Origin of the sequence: Nostoc sp. (genome assembly GCF_036917615.1) — a bacterium.
GTDB lineage: Bacteria > Cyanobacteriota > Cyanobacteriia > Cyanobacteriales > Nostocaceae > Nostoc.
The window spans coordinates 23,258-38,497 of the sequence record NZ_JBALCZ010000081.1 but is presented as its reverse complement, the minus strand read 5'-3'; the positions used below and the strand labels follow the sequence as shown (position 1 = coordinate 38,497).

General features: G+C 43.1%; 13 protein-coding genes and 3 pseudogenes. 7 read left to right on the top strand and 9 right to left on the bottom strand.

Going from position 1 to position 15,240, the window contains the following annotated elements:
- Nucleotide 1: 1 nt before the first annotated feature.
- A pseudogene (locus tag V7K85_RS29565) lies at nucleotides 2-361 on the top strand (transposase); the annotation flags it as partial.
- Between the two features lie 312 nt (nucleotides 362-673).
- Entirely contained in the window at nucleotides 674-3,370 is a 2,697-nt protein-coding gene (locus V7K85_RS29560; RefSeq protein WP_334819166.1) for a two-partner secretion domain-containing protein, read from the top strand.
- 459 nt (nucleotides 3,371-3,829) lie between these two features.
- Here V7K85_RS29560 and V7K85_RS29555 read toward each other — a convergent pair whose 3' ends face one another.
- The 5 genes and pseudogenes from V7K85_RS29555 to V7K85_RS29535 all read right to left on the bottom strand — a co-directional run bounded on the left by V7K85_RS29555 (nucleotide 3,830) and on the right by V7K85_RS29535 (nucleotide 9,063).
- Complete coding sequence (locus V7K85_RS29555) at nucleotides 3,830-4,345, bottom strand: DUF1036 domain-containing protein (RefSeq protein ID WP_334819164.1); 516 nt, start codon at nucleotides 4,343-4,345, stop codon at nucleotides 3,830-3,832.
- A 56-nt stretch (nucleotides 4,346-4,401) separates the two neighbouring features.
- On the bottom strand, nucleotides 4,402-4,566 hold the full coding sequence (locus tag V7K85_RS29550; RefSeq protein WP_334819162.1) for a hypothetical protein: 165 nt from the start codon (nucleotides 4,564-4,566) through the stop codon (nucleotides 4,402-4,404).
- Between the two features lie 658 nt (nucleotides 4,567-5,224).
- Nucleotides 5,225-5,441 (bottom strand): annotated as a pseudogene (locus tag V7K85_RS29545) (IS4-like element ISLpn5 family transposase); the annotation flags it as partial.
- Nucleotides 5,442-5,866: 425 nt separating this feature from the next.
- Nucleotides 5,867-7,384, bottom strand: a complete 1,518-nt coding sequence (locus V7K85_RS29540; protein WP_334819160.1) for a M16 family metallopeptidase — start codon at nucleotides 7,382-7,384, stop codon at nucleotides 5,867-5,869.
- A 35-nt stretch (nucleotides 7,385-7,419) separates the two neighbouring features.
- Nucleotides 7,420-9,063, bottom strand: coding sequence for a M16 family metallopeptidase (locus V7K85_RS29535; protein ID WP_334819159.1), 1,644 nt, complete (start codon nucleotides 9,061-9,063; stop codon nucleotides 7,420-7,422).
- 150 nt (nucleotides 9,064-9,213) lie between these two features.
- On the opposite strand from V7K85_RS29535, the gene V7K85_RS29530 reads away from it, so the two are divergent.
- A complete protein-coding gene (locus V7K85_RS29530; RefSeq protein WP_334819157.1) occupies nucleotides 9,214-9,828 on the top strand; it encodes a TetR/AcrR family transcriptional regulator in 615 nt (204 codons plus the stop codon).
- A 62-nt stretch (nucleotides 9,829-9,890) separates the two neighbouring features.
- Here V7K85_RS29530 and V7K85_RS29525 read toward each other — a convergent pair whose 3' ends face one another.
- Together V7K85_RS29525 and V7K85_RS29520 are read right to left on the bottom strand one after the other, a co-directional pair.
- Entirely contained in the window at nucleotides 9,891-10,331 is a 441-nt protein-coding gene (locus V7K85_RS29525; RefSeq protein ID WP_334819155.1) for a DUF4332 domain-containing protein, read from the bottom strand.
- Between the two features lie 101 nt (nucleotides 10,332-10,432).
- The gene (locus V7K85_RS29520) at nucleotides 10,433-10,594 is read right to left on the bottom strand and encodes a hypothetical protein (protein WP_334819153.1); all 162 of its coding nucleotides are present in this window, start codon (nucleotides 10,592-10,594) and stop codon (nucleotides 10,433-10,435) included.
- Nucleotides 10,595-10,772: 178 nt separating this feature from the next.
- Here V7K85_RS29520 and V7K85_RS36705 point away from each other — a divergent pair.
- A pseudogene (locus V7K85_RS36705) lies at nucleotides 10,773-10,874 on the top strand (DUF29 domain-containing protein); the annotation flags it as partial.
- Between the two features lie 11 nt (nucleotides 10,875-10,885).
- Here V7K85_RS36705 and V7K85_RS29515 read toward each other — a convergent pair.
- Nucleotides 10,886-11,686 (bottom strand): PhzF family phenazine biosynthesis protein, encoded by an 801-nt coding sequence (locus tag V7K85_RS29515; RefSeq protein ID WP_334819150.1) that lies wholly within the window; start codon nucleotides 11,684-11,686, stop codon nucleotides 10,886-10,888.
- Nucleotides 11,687-12,006: 320 nt separating this feature from the next.
- On the opposite strand from V7K85_RS29515, the gene V7K85_RS29510 reads away from it, so the two are divergent.
- From V7K85_RS29510 to V7K85_RS29500, 3 genes are read left to right on the top strand one after another with little or no spacing between them, the layout of a single operon-like run.
- On the top strand, nucleotides 12,007-12,246 hold the full coding sequence (locus V7K85_RS29510; RefSeq protein ID WP_334819148.1) for a hypothetical protein: 240 nt from the start codon (nucleotides 12,007-12,009) through the stop codon (nucleotides 12,244-12,246).
- Between the two features lie 35 nt (nucleotides 12,247-12,281).
- On the top strand, nucleotides 12,282-13,664 hold the full coding sequence (locus V7K85_RS29505; RefSeq protein WP_334819146.1) for an aminopeptidase P family protein: 1,383 nt from the start codon (nucleotides 12,282-12,284) through the stop codon (nucleotides 13,662-13,664).
- Nucleotides 13,665-13,717: 53 nt separating this feature from the next.
- Complete coding sequence (locus V7K85_RS29500) at nucleotides 13,718-14,188, top strand: hypothetical protein (RefSeq protein ID WP_334819144.1); 471 nt, start codon at nucleotides 13,718-13,720, stop codon at nucleotides 14,186-14,188.
- 349 nt (nucleotides 14,189-14,537) lie between these two features.
- Here V7K85_RS29500 and V7K85_RS29495 read toward each other — a convergent pair whose 3' ends face one another.
- On the bottom strand, nucleotides 14,538-15,167 hold the full coding sequence (locus V7K85_RS29495; RefSeq protein ID WP_334819142.1) for a Uma2 family endonuclease: 630 nt from the start codon (nucleotides 15,165-15,167) through the stop codon (nucleotides 14,538-14,540).
- Between the last annotated feature and the right edge of the window lie 73 nt (nucleotides 15,168-15,240).

The following is a 15,240-nucleotide window of genomic DNA, read 5'->3' as shown; positions in this document are numbered from 1 at the left end:
TTCTCGGTTAAGAATTAAGCAGTATTGTCCTAGAGGTGAGATGGAAAATTGCTTTAAGGAACAACAACTGGAACTTTTTAGTGATAGAACCAGTACACACACATTCGCGGGTAATCAGTTACGATTGTGGTTTTATTCTCTTGCTTACGTTTTGATGAATGCCTTGCAGTCAAAATGTTTGACCAAGACGGAACTACAAAACGCCCAAGTTGGAACTATTCGGACTAAATTACTAAAATTAGGCGCTCTGATTACTGCAAGCCCACGGCGAATTTTAATTGCAATTACTATCTCTTGTCCATATAAACATATTTTTGCTACTGCTTACAGATGCTTAAAATTGCTCCCCAATACTGCTTAATGTCAACTCAAACTGCATTCAATTTTTCATCATTAATAATACTTTAAGCTTGGTTTGATCTAAGTCTGGTTTTGAAATGCTTATTTTTCTGAACACAGCATTTAATTTTCAGTATAAAGATAGATATAGTGATGATTTTATCTTGATAACTACTATTTTATACTTAATCTATTACACCACGTAAATTTAATTTCATGATGTATCAAAAAAATGTCTTATATCAGATCATGTAAATTGATTTTTTATTGTTTGTGAGAAATCCGAGTTAGCAGAATAAAATTAGACCAAAGCATTAAAGTGATCACCAAAGCGATGACACAGCCTAAAATACCCATCACTACAATTACTATACAAACTAACCTTGATTCAACAATTGCTGTTTCTGTGGGGATGGGAATTGCGTGGCTTGCCGCCGTAGGCATCGCAGCTTTTTGGGCAAATTGCGCTTTTGCTCAAATTACCCCCGATACCACTCTACCGAATAATTCCACCATCAAACCTGAAGGGAACACCACAACTATTGAAGGCGGAACCAAAGTGGGTGGCAATCTGTTCCACAGTTTTAGCGAGTTTTCTATTCCTCATGATCGCACTGCTATTTTTAACAATGCTCTTGATATTCAGAACATTATCAGCCGAGTAACAGGTAGAGCGGTGTCTAATATTGATGGGTTAATCCAAACTAAAGGCACCGCTAACCTGTTTCTACTTAATCCCAATGGAATTATTTTTGGACCTAATGCCAGTTTAAATGTCGGTTCTTTTTTGGCAACAACGGTCGATGCGATCGTGTTTCCTAATGGTGCTCAATTTAGTGCAACTAATCCCGGTGAACCGAGTAGCTTACTGACGATAGTAGGCGATCCGAGTGGTTTCCTGGCTTCTCAGCGGCAACCTGGGAGCATTCAAACCTTCGGTAGTACCCTCACAGTTCAGGGAAGGCAGAGTTTGGTCTTACTCGGCGGAAATCTCAGCTTCGATTCTGAAGGCAGTAGTCCAGACGGTACATCAAGCGTTTTAGGTACCGCTGACAATTACGAAGGGCAAGTTGAACTGGGGAGTATCGCTGGGGCTGGCATTGTCCAACTCTCCAGAATGCCAACACCGGATGGTAACCTTCTGAGCCTAAGTTTTCCAGATCAGTTGGCACGGGGAGATGTATCATTCAGGCACGGAAGTACAATCGGTGTTCTTGCTGAAAGTGGCGGCAATATCTCAATTTATGCACGAGATATCCGCATTTTGGAAGGCAGCCAACTTTTAGCTGGGATTGGGGGAGGGTTAAACGGAACACAGGCAGGAGATATTAGGTTAAATGCAACGGGTGCAATTACCTTGAGCGGTCAATCCAGTCATGGAGAAAGGAGTCGTCTTTTTAACACGGTGAGTAGTAAGGATTCTGTTGGCAATGCCGGAAACATTCTGATTACAGCCAGATCGTCGCTCTCGGTCACCGATGGCGGCGAAATCAACACCAGCAGCTTTGGGCAAGGCAATGCAGGCAATATCGCGATCGCCGCTCCAACGGTTTTCCTGGATACAGGGTTTCAGGGGGGTGGGATTTTCAGTGATGCGAACCCGGCTGTTAGTGGAGAAGGCGGGAGTATCTTTATTAAGACGGATACCCTTTCTCTCACGAACGGATCAACGCTAAATGTAGCTGCCACCGGACAAGGAAATGCAGGCAATATTTTCATTGATACGCGATCGCTCTCGGTTACTGGAGGTGCTCAAATTAGTGCTGGCAGCAATGGATTGAATGCCGGGAATGTAGCGATCAATGCCAGGAATACGGTTAAGGTGGATGGGTTTGGAGTGGATCAAAATGGGCAAGTGATGCGTCGAGAAAATAAAGAACCTGCACTCAGTCAAATCATTAGTGGTGTAGCCGGCAGTGGGCAAGGGGGAGATATTCGCATCACCACCGGATCTCTATTCGTTACCAATGGTGGACAACTCACCGCCAACACCTTTGGGCAAGGGAATGCTGGAAACATTATCGTCAATGCCCGTGACTTTATTTCTCTCAGTGGAAGACTCGACCAAGGCTCCTTCCATGAGCCAAGCGGACTGCTTGCTAGAACTACAAATAGCGGACAGGGTGGAAGCATTATCCTCCAACCCCAGGCTGTTAATCAAGTATTGTCTGTGTTTGTTCAAGATGGAGCCACGATCGCCGTCAACAGCCAGGACAGTAGTATAGGACAGGGCAATGCAGGCGACATACGAGTTACAGCCCGTTCTATTCGTCTTGATAACAAAGGCAGTATTCAAGCTATAACTACATCAGGCAATGGTGGAGATATTACGTTGAACGTGCAAGACCTGTTAACCTTGCGTCGTACCAGCCAAATCTCCACTACTGCTGGTACTGACCAAAAAGAAGGAAATGGCGGTAATATCACCATCAATACCCCGTCGGGCTTCATTGTCGCCGTTCCCAACGAAAACAGCGATATCAGCGCTAACGCCTTCACAGGGATTGGTGGTAGAGTTGACATTACAACAGAAGGGCTTTTCGGTATTGTGCCGCAAAAAAGTCCAACCGGAAAGAGCGACATTACAGCGAGTTCCCAATTGGGAGTGAGTGGGGAGGTAACTATCAAAACTCTGGGTACTGACCCTAGTCACGGCTTAATTCAACTACCCTCTAAGGTCGTGGATGCATCCCAACAAATCGCCCAAGGTTGCACACCCAGAAGAGGAAAAAACGCCAGTCGTTTTATCGCTACAGGACGCGGTGGATTACCCCTTAGCCCCAACGAGCCTCTGCGGGGACGAGCAGTGATTACAGGTTGGGTAGATTTGCCCCCACAAGCAACACAGAGAGTAAGGAATAAATTAGCTGTGGAAATTCCAGATAAAAAACCTACTGTATCTATTACCAAATCTACTAATCAGATTGTGGAGGCTCAAGGATGGATTGTCGATGCTAACGGTGATATTATCCTTGTGGCTCAATCTGGGCAAAGTTCTTCTATTCCGTCTGCCATTTACTGTAATCAATGATTCCTTACCCCAATCTCAATGTTGGTAAAGTCCTGGTGGTTCGCTTTCGTCTCGCAACTCAATTATCGGCGCTGTCATAAGCGGAGTTTATATTTCGAGCCTCACACCCTGATTCTGTGGTGAGAAACCAGAGCTGCATCGCCATGTAGATTAATAAGGAAAACGTAATTCCAAAACATCAGAGCTTGGAGTCACCAAACAATCAGGGTTTGAGTCCTGTACATTAATAATGGTGACAAGACCCTATCGGCACTTGAGCGCTATTTAGAAGTGACCGACGAACAGAAACATCTGGCGATCGCGCTTGTTGATTTTTTGAGCGCCACGCTCTGAAATTCTACCGTTGCTGGGATTAATATCTGGAACACACCACCAAAAAACAAATCAATACCTTCCCCAAAATGCCCAATTAGCGAAGGTATTGATTATTGAATAGCTTCTGTAGTCAGAAACCATCACTTATCGTTCCGCACGCGGAGAGTTCCAGTTGTTGGAATAATTATTAGGTGCAAACGTGTAACCGTAGAATGTGGGGCTTATTCCTGTTACTGGGTTGGGAACCCAAACTGAGAAAAAGTTTTGTACAGAACCGCAATATTGGGTTTCGTCAGCGTAGGGGATTGTAAAATTTGGGGTGCTTCCAATACAAAAAGGATGGTTTCCTTGCCACTGATTACCTGAATCACTAGTGGCATAAAGGTAGTAGCGAGTGTTAGTGAGTGAGTTCTGAACTTGTATGCACGAGCCAGGTGTTTGAGATAACTGGTATCGACCTTGGGTAGTCCAAATGTAACCGTTGTAGTAGGCAACTGTGACATTAAGATTTTCACCCGATTCGTTGCAGACATACAAACCTGATGGTGATGTTTGGGCAGAAGCTTTTTGATTTGGTAGAGGTGCAAATGTCATACCAACAAATAAAGCTGTAATAGTTACAGTTTTTGTCCAGTAACTTAAAATTGATCTAAATAGCATTTTGAATTCACCCAAGTTAGTTGATAAATTGGTACAGTGTGCTTACGCCGCTCTACTTACGTGACATCTTCAGGGTCAATGCCAGCAATGCCAGCAATGCCAGCAATCAGCCAATAAGTCTTGCGTAAAATGGTCAATTTAACGTTGTTTTCGGAAAACCAGTTATGCCCCGATCCGTAATTAGGATAATGTGGCAATATCCAAATCGAGGGTTTTACCAACCCTCATTGCCTATTACGATGCATTTTTGTGATTTATGCATGTGAACAAAAAATTAAATAGATGATGTAGAGCGATAGCACCTCGCCACCGATGCAAAATCCACAGCTAGCTATAAGAAGTGCTACGCGGTAGTTAAATTATTTAATCGTGGGTTTGAAACGACATCGGATGATGAAGGCGCTGGTGAGAGGCTGCCATTCGATCCAGAAACCTATGAGCAGCTAGAACAGCTTATCGAATATACAGGGCTGACGAAAGCGAAGCTGCTCAGGGCTTTAATTCAAGAAACAGCAAATTTACTGCAAAAATCGCAGTAAAATATTACTTTAATCTGAAGATTAAAATGGACTTTTCCCGTCCCAATCTCAATTAAAATGCTCAAACCGTTTGGGGTTTTGAGCGGTGTAACGAACACTGTGCTGAATATTTTTGTGACCTAAATAACTGGAGTTTAGACTAATTTTACCCATCAAACCGCCAAACCCTTATCCAGACAGGCTTTGATAATTTATAGGCTTGATAGAATTCCGAAGTCTAAAATGCTCACCACACAAGGGTTGTAGCCTTAAAAAAAGAATTTAGTCTAAACTCCAGTCATAAGATCCCTGCTAAAATCATCAAACTCAGTCCGAAACAAGTCCAAATTCAGGTAAAAAATACGGTCTTCATACCATCAGCAGCAAGTCTGTATCTTTCTACCTGACATCCCGACTTGAAAATTTTGTGATATTCCTCTACACGCCAACGGTAAGAATACCAACGTAAAATTGTGGCAGCCATCTGTTCATCTGCAACAACTTCCGTAGTCAGCAGCATCCACGTCCACTGGTGTTTCACCTTCTGGGCAATCAATCTCAGGGGCATAAACAGCATTTTTCCTAGTGCCATTCGATACTTGTACCCTGAAATCAGCGGTTTCGACTATTTCGCATGGGGGGAGTCAATAATTACCCTTGGTCAATACCTTTATCTGGGGAAAGGGTATCACTTGCTCAAAGTGGTGTTAATGTAGGCAGTGAACAAATCCTATCTGTGATATGCGATTCATCACTACCATGGTATAAACAATTGTATTTGTTAATAGCAGATAGTGCCTATAGTCAGCGTTCATTTATCTTTGAGCAATCCATTCACAAAAATTTGGTAGTGGTAGCCAGAGTTCGCTAATTTTCAAGACATGACTAAACGAGTTTCGTCTGTAGAAGAGATGATTGTATAATATTCTGATCTGGTTTGTGATTCTAAATGACTAGAGACGCGCTAAATCGCGTCTCTAGTCATTTAGATCGCAATTTGTGATTAATTCTTCGCCTGTGGCTGCGAACCAGGAATCGTTACATCTATTGGTATCACCTGTGTTGCTAGCTGCGTCAAGGGTGGTTGAATGGTAGTTTGATTCCCCACCACTAGAGTGACGATCTTTTCTGGCTTGAGGTATTCTCGTGCTACCCGTTGCACATCAGCAGCTGTGGTGGCGGCGACGGCTTTTTGATAGCGAAACAGAAAATCAGCTGGATAACCGTAATATTCGTATCGCATCAACCGTGATAAGGTTTGGCTGGGGTCTTGAAAGTTGAATACAAAAGAGTTAAGTGTAGACTCTTTGGCAAAAGCCAGTTCTTTTGCTGTTACTCTTTGAATTTGGATACGCTTGATTTCATCTTGTAAGGCTTTGACAAACTGGACGGTAGCATCCGATCGCGTTTGTCCACCAGCAATAAACATGCCAGGATAATCGTAGCGGGGACTCCACTGGCCATAGACAGAGTAAGCTAAACCTTGACGCGATCGCACTTCATTAAATAAGCGTCCACCAAATCCATTTAACACCCCATTCAATACATCCAGCGCTGGATAATCAGGATTGTCGAATCGTCCGCCTAAATGCCCGATAAGCACACTACTTTGTGTTAGTTGTGGCTGATTCACAAAAAAGACTCCACCTGTATTAGCTGGCGAAACCTTTGGTAATTTGGGTTTAGCAATACTTGGGTTGCGATACCAGTCGCCAAACTTAGCTTCAACGAGCGATCGCATTTTTTTGGCCTCAAAATCCCCCACAATCCCTAAAATCATATTATTGGGGTGAAAATATTGCTGATAAAACTTGAGCAAATCCTCACGCTCAACTTGATCCACCGTTGCATACTCTATCGTGCGTGCATAAGGACTATCTTTGCCATAGATCAATTTCTTAAATTCTCGACTAGCAATACTATCTGGATCATCATTGCGACGGGCAATGCCACCCTTAGCTTGTGTCTTAGACAAGTCTAGCTTTTCTTGAGCAAATACTGGCGATCGCAGCACCTCGGCAAACAGCCCAAACACCGTTTCTAAATCTTCACTGAGTGCGTCAAAGCTAGCACTACCAAAAGCTTCAGCAATACCAACTTCTACAGATGCCGCCCGTTGTTCCAATATTTCGTTGAGTTCATCAGCCGAATGCTTCTTAGTTCCCCCAGTTCGCATTACCGCGCCTGTAAAACCAGCTAAACCGACTTTTTCCAGTGGTTCCAAGCGATTCCCTGTCCGTACAAACGCCGTCCCATTCACCAACGGTAACTCGTGATCCTCCATTAAATAGACAACCAAGCCGTTTTGGAGAACAAACCGCTCATACTTGGGTAACTTAATCTCAGGTAGCGCTGGCAACTGCAACTCAGTATAATGCTTTGCTTGTGCCGTCGCTGCTAGAGAAAAATTACAAGTTAAAAGTAAACACGCAAAAACTGCAACCAAAGCATAAATAAACCCCTTGCCATTTTGAATCTTGAACACCATCCGCCTTTTACCCTTCACCTTGTATCTCTGCATATCTCTCTACCTTTGCGCCCTTTGCAGTTCGTTTTTCATCCTTGTTTCGACAACAACTTACCAATCGAGCGATTTCCAGCCGTAAATGTCTCCTTTGCCACCCGTTGAATATCAGCTGTCTTTACCGCTGCAATATCATCCAACTGCTTAAACAAATTCCGCCAAGAGCCAGTTTTCACCTCATATTCCAACAATTGTTGAGCCATCCCCATATTTGAATCGAGGGTGCGTAACAAACCCGCCCGTGCTTGGGTTTTCACCCGTTGCAAATCAGCCGCCGCTACAGGCTCAGTTTTTAATTTGTCAATTTCTTGACGCAAAGCCACCGCCAACTCATCAACTGTATGACCAGGAGCCGTGAGAGCATAGAAAAATATCAGGTTTGGGTACTTATCTCCAGGAAATCCACTGTAACCTTGAGCATTTAGCGCCAAACGCTGCTTTTCTACCAAAGACTTATACAACCGCGACGTGCGCCCATTACTCAATAAACTGCCAATGATTTCATAGACTGCATTATCTGGATGGGTAATTGCCGGACGATGATAACCTTCTAAATACCAGGGTTGAGAAGGTAGCTGTAAAGTAACTTCCCGTGTTTGTTGTTGTGGCGGTTCCGCCGGGATTTGTTCAACAGCTTTGGTTTTTGCTTGATAGCGGCCAAAATAAGTTTGCGCCAGTTTTTTCACCTCAGCCGGCTTAACATCTCCGACAATAGCGATCGCTAAATTACTTGGTACGTAGTGAGTATCAAAGAAATTCTGGACATCTTCTGGTGTCAGATTGCGGATATCTTCGTCATAACCAATCACCGGACGCCTGTAGGGATGGACTTTGTAAGCAGTATCAATAAATTTCTCCACCATCAATCCAATGGGTGAATTCTCCACCCGCATCCGTCGCTCTTCTAAAATTACATCTTTCTCTTTATAAAACTCACGACGAATTACAGGATCAAGAAATCGCTCCGACTCCAGCGACATCCAAAGTTCCAGCTTATTGGCAGGAAAACTGTAAAAATAACGGGTGGCTTCAGTAGAAGTATTGGCATTTAAACCCACGCCTCCCGCTTGTTCCACAATTTGCCCCAGTTCGTTTTGCTTGACTAGCTTACCTGCTTGTGATTCTACTTGTTTAAACTCAGTTTCTAACCGAGTAACCTCATCTTTTTTGCCATCAGCTTTTGCGGTTTTAATTTGAGCATCCAACCGCTCTAAGGTTTCTAATAAAGGTTTTTCTGCCTTGTAGTCTTGTGTACCAATGCGTGTCGTGCCTTTGAACGCCAAATGTTCCAGAAAGTGAGCTACACCAGTTTTGCCATCTGACTCATCCACACCACCGACATTGGCATAAGTAAGAAAGGAAACCACGGGCGCTTGATGTCGTTCTAAGACAATGAATTTTAGACCATTGTCGAGGCGAAACTCTGTTAACTGCTTGATTACTCGATCCAGATAAGGTTGGATCGAACTCTCAACTGGCTCCTTTGGAATTTTGGTTCCTTGAAGAGGAGGTGCAGCCTGAGTTTGAGCCAGAGCAATTTCTGGCAGCAATCCGTACCAAAGGACGATCAAAGCCAACAAAGTGATAAACAACCGCCGCAATATCACAGATACTTGATCTGACCAATCCAAAATCCCAAATTTTAAATCCAAAATTGACCGACTGATCTGGTTCATAAGCGAAAATTAAGATAAAGTTACACTACCTAAAAAACAGGATACTTAGCAAAAGGACATTAATCTTGTATTAAGCTTTCAGTGGCTCTTTTCCTTGACGTTAGACAATAATGCTACAAATCCTGTTCCGCAAATCTCACCATAACTGTTATGCGAGTTTTTAATTCTTCCCCACCCTCAGAGGCTCAGACGCGCACCCGGATTCTACAGGCAGCACAACGGTTGTTTGCCTCTCAGGGATTTGACGGCACTACTACCCGCGACTTAGCACAGGCAGCAGGTGTAGCTGAAGGCACTCTATTTCGTCATTTTCCCAATAAAAAGGCAATTTTGGTGGAAGTAGCCACGAGTGGCTGGGTAGAGATTCTGACAGATTTACTGACAGAATTAAGTGAAATGGGTAGCTATAAAGCTATAGCTCAGGTAATGCGCCGCCGGATGTGGAATTTCCAAAAAAATGCCGATTTGATGCGTGTTTGTTTTATGGAGGTGCAGTTTCACCCCGATTTGCGCGATCGCATTCAATTAGAAGTCATTACCAAAATGACCGATGTCGGCGAAGCGTTCTTTCAAACAGCTATGGATAAAGGCATTTATCGTCAAATGGATGCCAAGCTGGTTGCCAAAGTTTTCTTAGGAATGTTTGCGATCGCAGGTTTTTCTAACAACACTCTCATAGAACCTGACGCCTCTCCCCAAGAAATGCAGCAAATGGCCGAAGGACTTGCTGATATCTTCCTTAATGGAGTCTTAGCCAAAGAATGAAGAATCATGAGTTATAAATTATGAATTATGAATTATGAATTATGAGTTTTAACTCCTAACTTCTAACTGATGATTGTTTGTGCTTGCTGACTCCACTGTTGTACTAATTCAATTGCTGGACACAAATCTCGTCGCTGCATTGTTGCTACCTGCAAGCGCATAATTTGTTGATGCAATCTGTGAGTTGGAGTTTGAGCTAACTGCGCTACAGAACCAATACCCGCATGGAGCAATAAACCACAATATTGTGTCCCGACACTGGGAATACGCGCCAAGTCAGCCAAAGCTATCCATTTATTTACATACTGAAGATGAATCTGTAGTTTATTGGCTAACGCTAGTCTTTCCTCTAGAGTTTTCCCTTGTTTGACTAGCGCTACTGTGCTAGTAATCCCACAATTTTGCAGTTGAGATTGTTCCTCGTGGCTCAGTCCAGGTAATTGCTCAATTGGCCAATCACGAGATTGCATAGGACTTCTACTATCTTTGTGTTTAGCAGACATTTTTGAAATTAAAATATAGGTGTGTTTAAATATTGTGACAGTCGCTTCTTGGCAAAAGTACGCTCTTGCGGTTTAGTATTTGTATTGCCGTGTTATTTTAATTAAACCTCTGACAATGCGATTGTATCGACTGACAATGCAATTGTATCGACTGACAATGCAATTGTATCGAATGACAATGCAATTGTATCAACTGACAATGCAATTGCATCGACTGACAATGCGATTGCATCGACTGACAATGCGATTGCATCGACTGACAAAAGATTACTCTCGTTCCCATGCAGAGCATAGGAATGGCTGATTAGAGGCTGCTGCTTCCACTTAGCTCTACTTTATCCAAAATTAAGAACTCGGTTTTCTTTCTCCGGCAAGGTTTCAGCGATAGCGTAGACGCTTTTTAGTGGCTTACCGCAGGCATGACGTTGCGAAAAATGCCAGAATGAAACTGAACTACCAATAGATATGTTTCCAGTGGAGTGTCCTTATTCCATTGCCCAAGTTCTTAATGGTGAGTTTTTGCCAGATGCGATTAATTTGTAATATTATTAAGTTTATGCGGTAATTAACTCACCTCGCATAACAGTTACCGCTTGTCCGCCGAGAAAGACGCGATCGCCTCCGTCATAATACACCTTTACTACCCCACCGCGACTGGATGCCTGATAAGCTAATAACTCATCTTTGTGCAAGCGATCGCGCCAGAAGGGAGCAAGACAGCAATGGGTAGCACCAGTCACTGGATCTTCATCAATCCCTAAACCCGGTGCAAATAAGCGAGAAACGAAATCATATTCAGAATCCGATTCGGCGAGGCTGGTGACAATGATCTCAGATATCGGCAATGTTTTGAGTATCTGGAAGTTTGGTTGCATTTGCCGTACCAAATCTTCAGATTCCAATTCCACTAAATAACCAAAGGAATTCAGGAAAACAGATTTGTATGGTACACCCAAAGCCTCGCTGAGTTTTGGCGGGGCGACTGTTGCTTGTGAGTGATTTACGGGAAAATCTAATTCAATCCACTCACCTTGCAACTTAGCAATCAGCACTCCGCTTTTGGTGTAAAAACGCGCCACTTCATTCAGTGACAAATGCCCGTCTGACCAAAGTACATGGGCACTAGCTAAGGTTGCATGACCACAAAGTGGTACTTCTACCGTCGGCGTAAACCAACGCAGATTGAAGCCATCATCCTGTCTAACTAGAAAAGCCGTCTCAGATAAATTCATCTCCTGCGCTACATTCTGCATCCAGCGTTCGTCTTGGGGAGTAGGTAAAATACAAACAGCAGCCGGATTACCTGCGAAAGGTGTATTGGTGAAAGCATCAACCTGAGTAATGATTTGTCTCATTAGGGTCACCTTGAAAATTAGACAGCAATATATTTCTCAGGAGTGCGTTAAAGATTTATGCCGACCGTTACCATTATTCTTAAGCTTACGCGCTGGCTCCCCTTAACAAAGGGGGAACTAAAATCGAATATCCCCTTGTTAAGGGAGTTGGGGGATCTAAAACGATGGGAAATTGAGTGTTTAAGCTGAAGTTGACACATATGACAGCGGTGCTACCAAAGCGCGTGTTACATCCAAATCAGAATCGCCATATACAGTACCTTATAAATTAGGAATACAATCTCCGAAAACTAGGGTCAATGTTAAAGCAAAACGGAAACATGAGGATAAAAATCTTCAGAAGCATCTTTGCTGCTGTCAACTTAGCGCTAATTTCTGGAGGATTAGGTAGTTGTGTTGTTGAAGCACCGCAGCCACCTGCTCCCACTGAGCAACAAAAACCAGTCGTACAACCTACCCAACAGCCTAAACAGACTAACCAGAACAACAAAAATGACGACGACAAACATCGCGATCGCAAGAATGATAAAGACGATGACGATAAAGAAGATAACGACTAAATAAAGACATAAACTATAACCTTGAGTTTCCATTTATGCTTATCCAACAAACTTCTACTTCCCTCATGGATACTTTACGTCTCCGACGGCAACAACTAGCCAACCTCATTGATTTTCCAGTAATTCTGTGGTCAGGTAGTAACAGTCCGCGCAACTTTCCAGCAAATCTTCTTCCGTTTCGCGCTAGCAGTCATTTCCTTTATTTTGCCGGACTGCCATTATCAAAGGCGGCAATTCGTCTAGAAGCGGGTAGGCTAGAACTATTCATCGACGATCCATCACCCAGCAGCGCCCTTTGGCATGGAGAAACGCCGACACGCGAGGAAATAGCCCAGAAGATTGGGGCAGATGTGGCAGGGCCAATGGCAGAATTACAGTCCTGGGTAGAAGATGCCGCCACACTTGCTGTACAAGATGCAGCGACTTGGACGCAACAATCGCAGCTATTAAATAGATGGGTGTTACCACAAAGTCCTCCCCAAGGAATTGACTTGGAGTTAGCTAAGGCGATCGTTTCTATCCGCCTCACTCATGATGATGCTGCATTAACCCAGTTGCGAAAAGCGGCGGCTGTCACTGTTGAGGCGCACAAAGTTGGTATGGCAGCAACACCAAAAGCCAAACTGGAAGCAGAAGTTCGGGCAGCGATGGAAGGGGTAATTATTGCCCACAATATGACCACCTCATACAACAGTATTGTCACCGTTCACGGTGAAGTTTTGCATAACGAACACTATCACAATCCCTTACAACCAGGTGACTTATTGCTTGCCGATGTTGGCGCTGAAACTGAGATGGGTTGGGCTGGTGATGTGACTCGCACTTGGCCAGTTTCTGGTAAATTTTCATCGACCCAGAGAGATATTTATAATGTCGTACTAGCAGCCCATGATGCTTGCATTGCCAAAATACACCCTGGTGTAGAGTATGGAGATATTCATTTGCTAGCTGCCACGGTTATCACTGAAGGTTTAGTAGAGTTAGGAATTTTACAAGGAAACCCCCAAGATTTAGTAGAAATGGATGCCCACGCGCTGTTTTTCCCTCATGGTATCGGTCATCTACTGGGTTTAGATGTTCATGATATGGAAGATTTGGGCGATTTAGCAGGGTATGAAGAGGGACGGGAAAGGAGCGATCGCTTTGGCTTAGGCTACCTGCGTTTAAATCGTCCTTTGCGTCCAGGAATGTTAGTCACAATTGAACCTGGTTTTTATCAAGTACCAGCAATTTTAAATGATGCCAATGTCCGCTCAAAATATCAGAATGTGGTGAATTGGCAACGTTTATCTGAATTTGCCGATGTCCGCGGAATCCGCATCGAAGATGATGTTTTAGTTACCGCAGAAGGTAGCGAAGTTTTAACAGCCGCATTACCAAATGATGCCGATGCTGTCGAAAATCTAGTAGGTTGTTAATCTGTGGATCATGCCTTGCTAATTGATAGCGTAAAAGCATAAGATGTTACCTTATGAAAAAAAAACCCATAGGATTATTACTCAACGGAGTTATTGTCACCTTCGGACTATTGCCATTATTAGCTCAAGCACAGCAGCCAGTTTCTGATACCCAAGTTGCGGCGATGGTAGAGGCGTTGCGAGAAGCTGCACCACAGACAAAAAAACCCAACGATGGACTTTATAGCGAATGGCAAGTTAAACCAGAAACCCTCAAAGGCTGGTCAAAAACTTGTCTTAAACGAGAACTAACACCGACGCAGTTTGAAAACAGCCCTGCGATCGCTCGTCAAGTTGTATCCTGTATCACGCGCCGTGAGTTAACCAATCAGTTTCGCGCCACCAATAATAATGAAATTGCATCTGTGCGTGGCGCAGCTTGTTGGTGGATGACTGGTAGCTATACAGGTTGTAACAAAGGCTTCACTGCTGACTATGTGCAAAAAGTTGTCCACTTTTATAAACAACAGCTCTCAAAACCATGACTACTTTCAACTGTTCTTCATTAAGAACGTAACCTGTGGCTGCAAAATTCTACCAGACATTGGCGAAATTTGGCCAAATTCCAAGCTGGAGTTATTTACCCGCCCAATGTCAAACTTTTTCTTCAAGATCAAATATCTTCAGTCTACCTAACTCAACCTATAATAATCCGAATACACCAACACAATGCTTAATCGGACTAGCATCTCTATTTCCTGAATAATTCTGATCACAATAACGTGTAAGAAGTGACCAAAAGTATCGTAACTTCTTTATCGAGTATGAATAGACTTTGATTCGCTGCGACATATATGCTTCTAAGTCTATCTAAATTAATTCGCTATTTTGATATTAAATTTGGCTTCTAACCCATTGGCGAAATTCTTTAACTAATTCCAAATAATCTTTTTCTCCTACCTGCTCTAAAAAATTAGAAATCTCTGTTAATGGCAGATTGGGAAATACTAAACTCCGTTCAACAGATAGATATTTCTGATTTTGCAAAACGTTAATACTAAAAAAATTGCCATCATATCGCCAGATTTCAGGCACACCCATATCAGCATAGATTTCAAAGCGATTTTTAGAACTGCTAGTAATATCAATTTCCACTACCAAGTCTGGTGGCGGATCTTGTTGCAAATTAATTCTTTTTTTACCCTTGATGAACTGGATATTTTTAATGTAAAAGCATTCATCTGGTTCCGCACCACTTAATTCTGGACGCTTGAAAGTAGTAGAACCAAGCGGTTGAATATTGACTTCTAATTCTTCTGCTAGAGTTTCGACAAATCTACCCAAGACTTTTTTATAACTCTCATGTTCAGGTGAAGGAACCATGATTTCTAGAGTACCTCGATTGTAAGTAAGCCGGAGGCGGCGACTAGCACTAAGTTCTGTTAGCAAGTTTTCATAGGTTTGCCAACTGATACCCGATAGGTGGATGATTTCTGTGGGTTGAAGCAGTGTGTTGCTAGTCATAGCGATATGTGATGTAGGTTCTCGCTGTACAATAGCTGTTCTTGCCCTAATTATACTTTAAGCTCAATCTTCT

What these genes read in the sequence shown, in the direction of transcription:
- V7K85_RS29560 (WP_334819166.1), top strand. Translation starts at nt 674, where the DNA reads ATGACACAGCCTAAAATACCCATCACTACAATTACTATACAAACTAAC.
- V7K85_RS29555 (WP_334819164.1), bottom strand. Translation starts at nt 4,345, where the DNA reads ATGCTATTTAGATCAATTTTAAGTTACTGGACAAAAACTGTAACTATT.
- V7K85_RS29540 (WP_334819160.1), bottom strand. Translation starts at nt 7,384, where the DNA reads ATGCAGAGATACAAGGTGAAGGGTAAAAGGCGGATGGTGTTCAAGATT.
- V7K85_RS29535 (WP_334819159.1), bottom strand. Translation starts at nt 9,063, where the DNA reads ATGAACCAGATCAGTCGGTCAATTTTGGATTTAAAATTTGGGATTTTG.
- V7K85_RS29530 (WP_334819157.1), top strand. Translation starts at nt 9,214, where the DNA reads ATGCGAGTTTTTAATTCTTCCCCACCCTCAGAGGCTCAGACGCGCACC.
- V7K85_RS29525 (WP_334819155.1), bottom strand. Translation starts at nt 10,331, where the DNA reads ATGTCTGCTAAACACAAAGATAGTAGAAGTCCTATGCAATCTCGTGAT.
- V7K85_RS29515 (WP_334819150.1), bottom strand. Translation starts at nt 11,686, where the DNA reads ATGAGACAAATCATTACTCAGGTTGATGCTTTCACCAATACACCTTTC.
- V7K85_RS29510 (WP_334819148.1), top strand. Translation starts at nt 12,007, where the DNA reads ATGAGGATAAAAATCTTCAGAAGCATCTTTGCTGCTGTCAACTTAGCG.
- V7K85_RS29505 (WP_334819146.1), top strand. Translation starts at nt 12,282, where the DNA reads ATGCTTATCCAACAAACTTCTACTTCCCTCATGGATACTTTACGTCTC.
- V7K85_RS29500 (WP_334819144.1), top strand. Translation starts at nt 13,718, where the DNA reads ATGAAAAAAAAACCCATAGGATTATTACTCAACGGAGTTATTGTCACC.
- V7K85_RS29495 (WP_334819142.1), bottom strand. Translation starts at nt 15,167, where the DNA reads ATGACTAGCAACACACTGCTTCAACCCACAGAAATCATCCACCTATCG.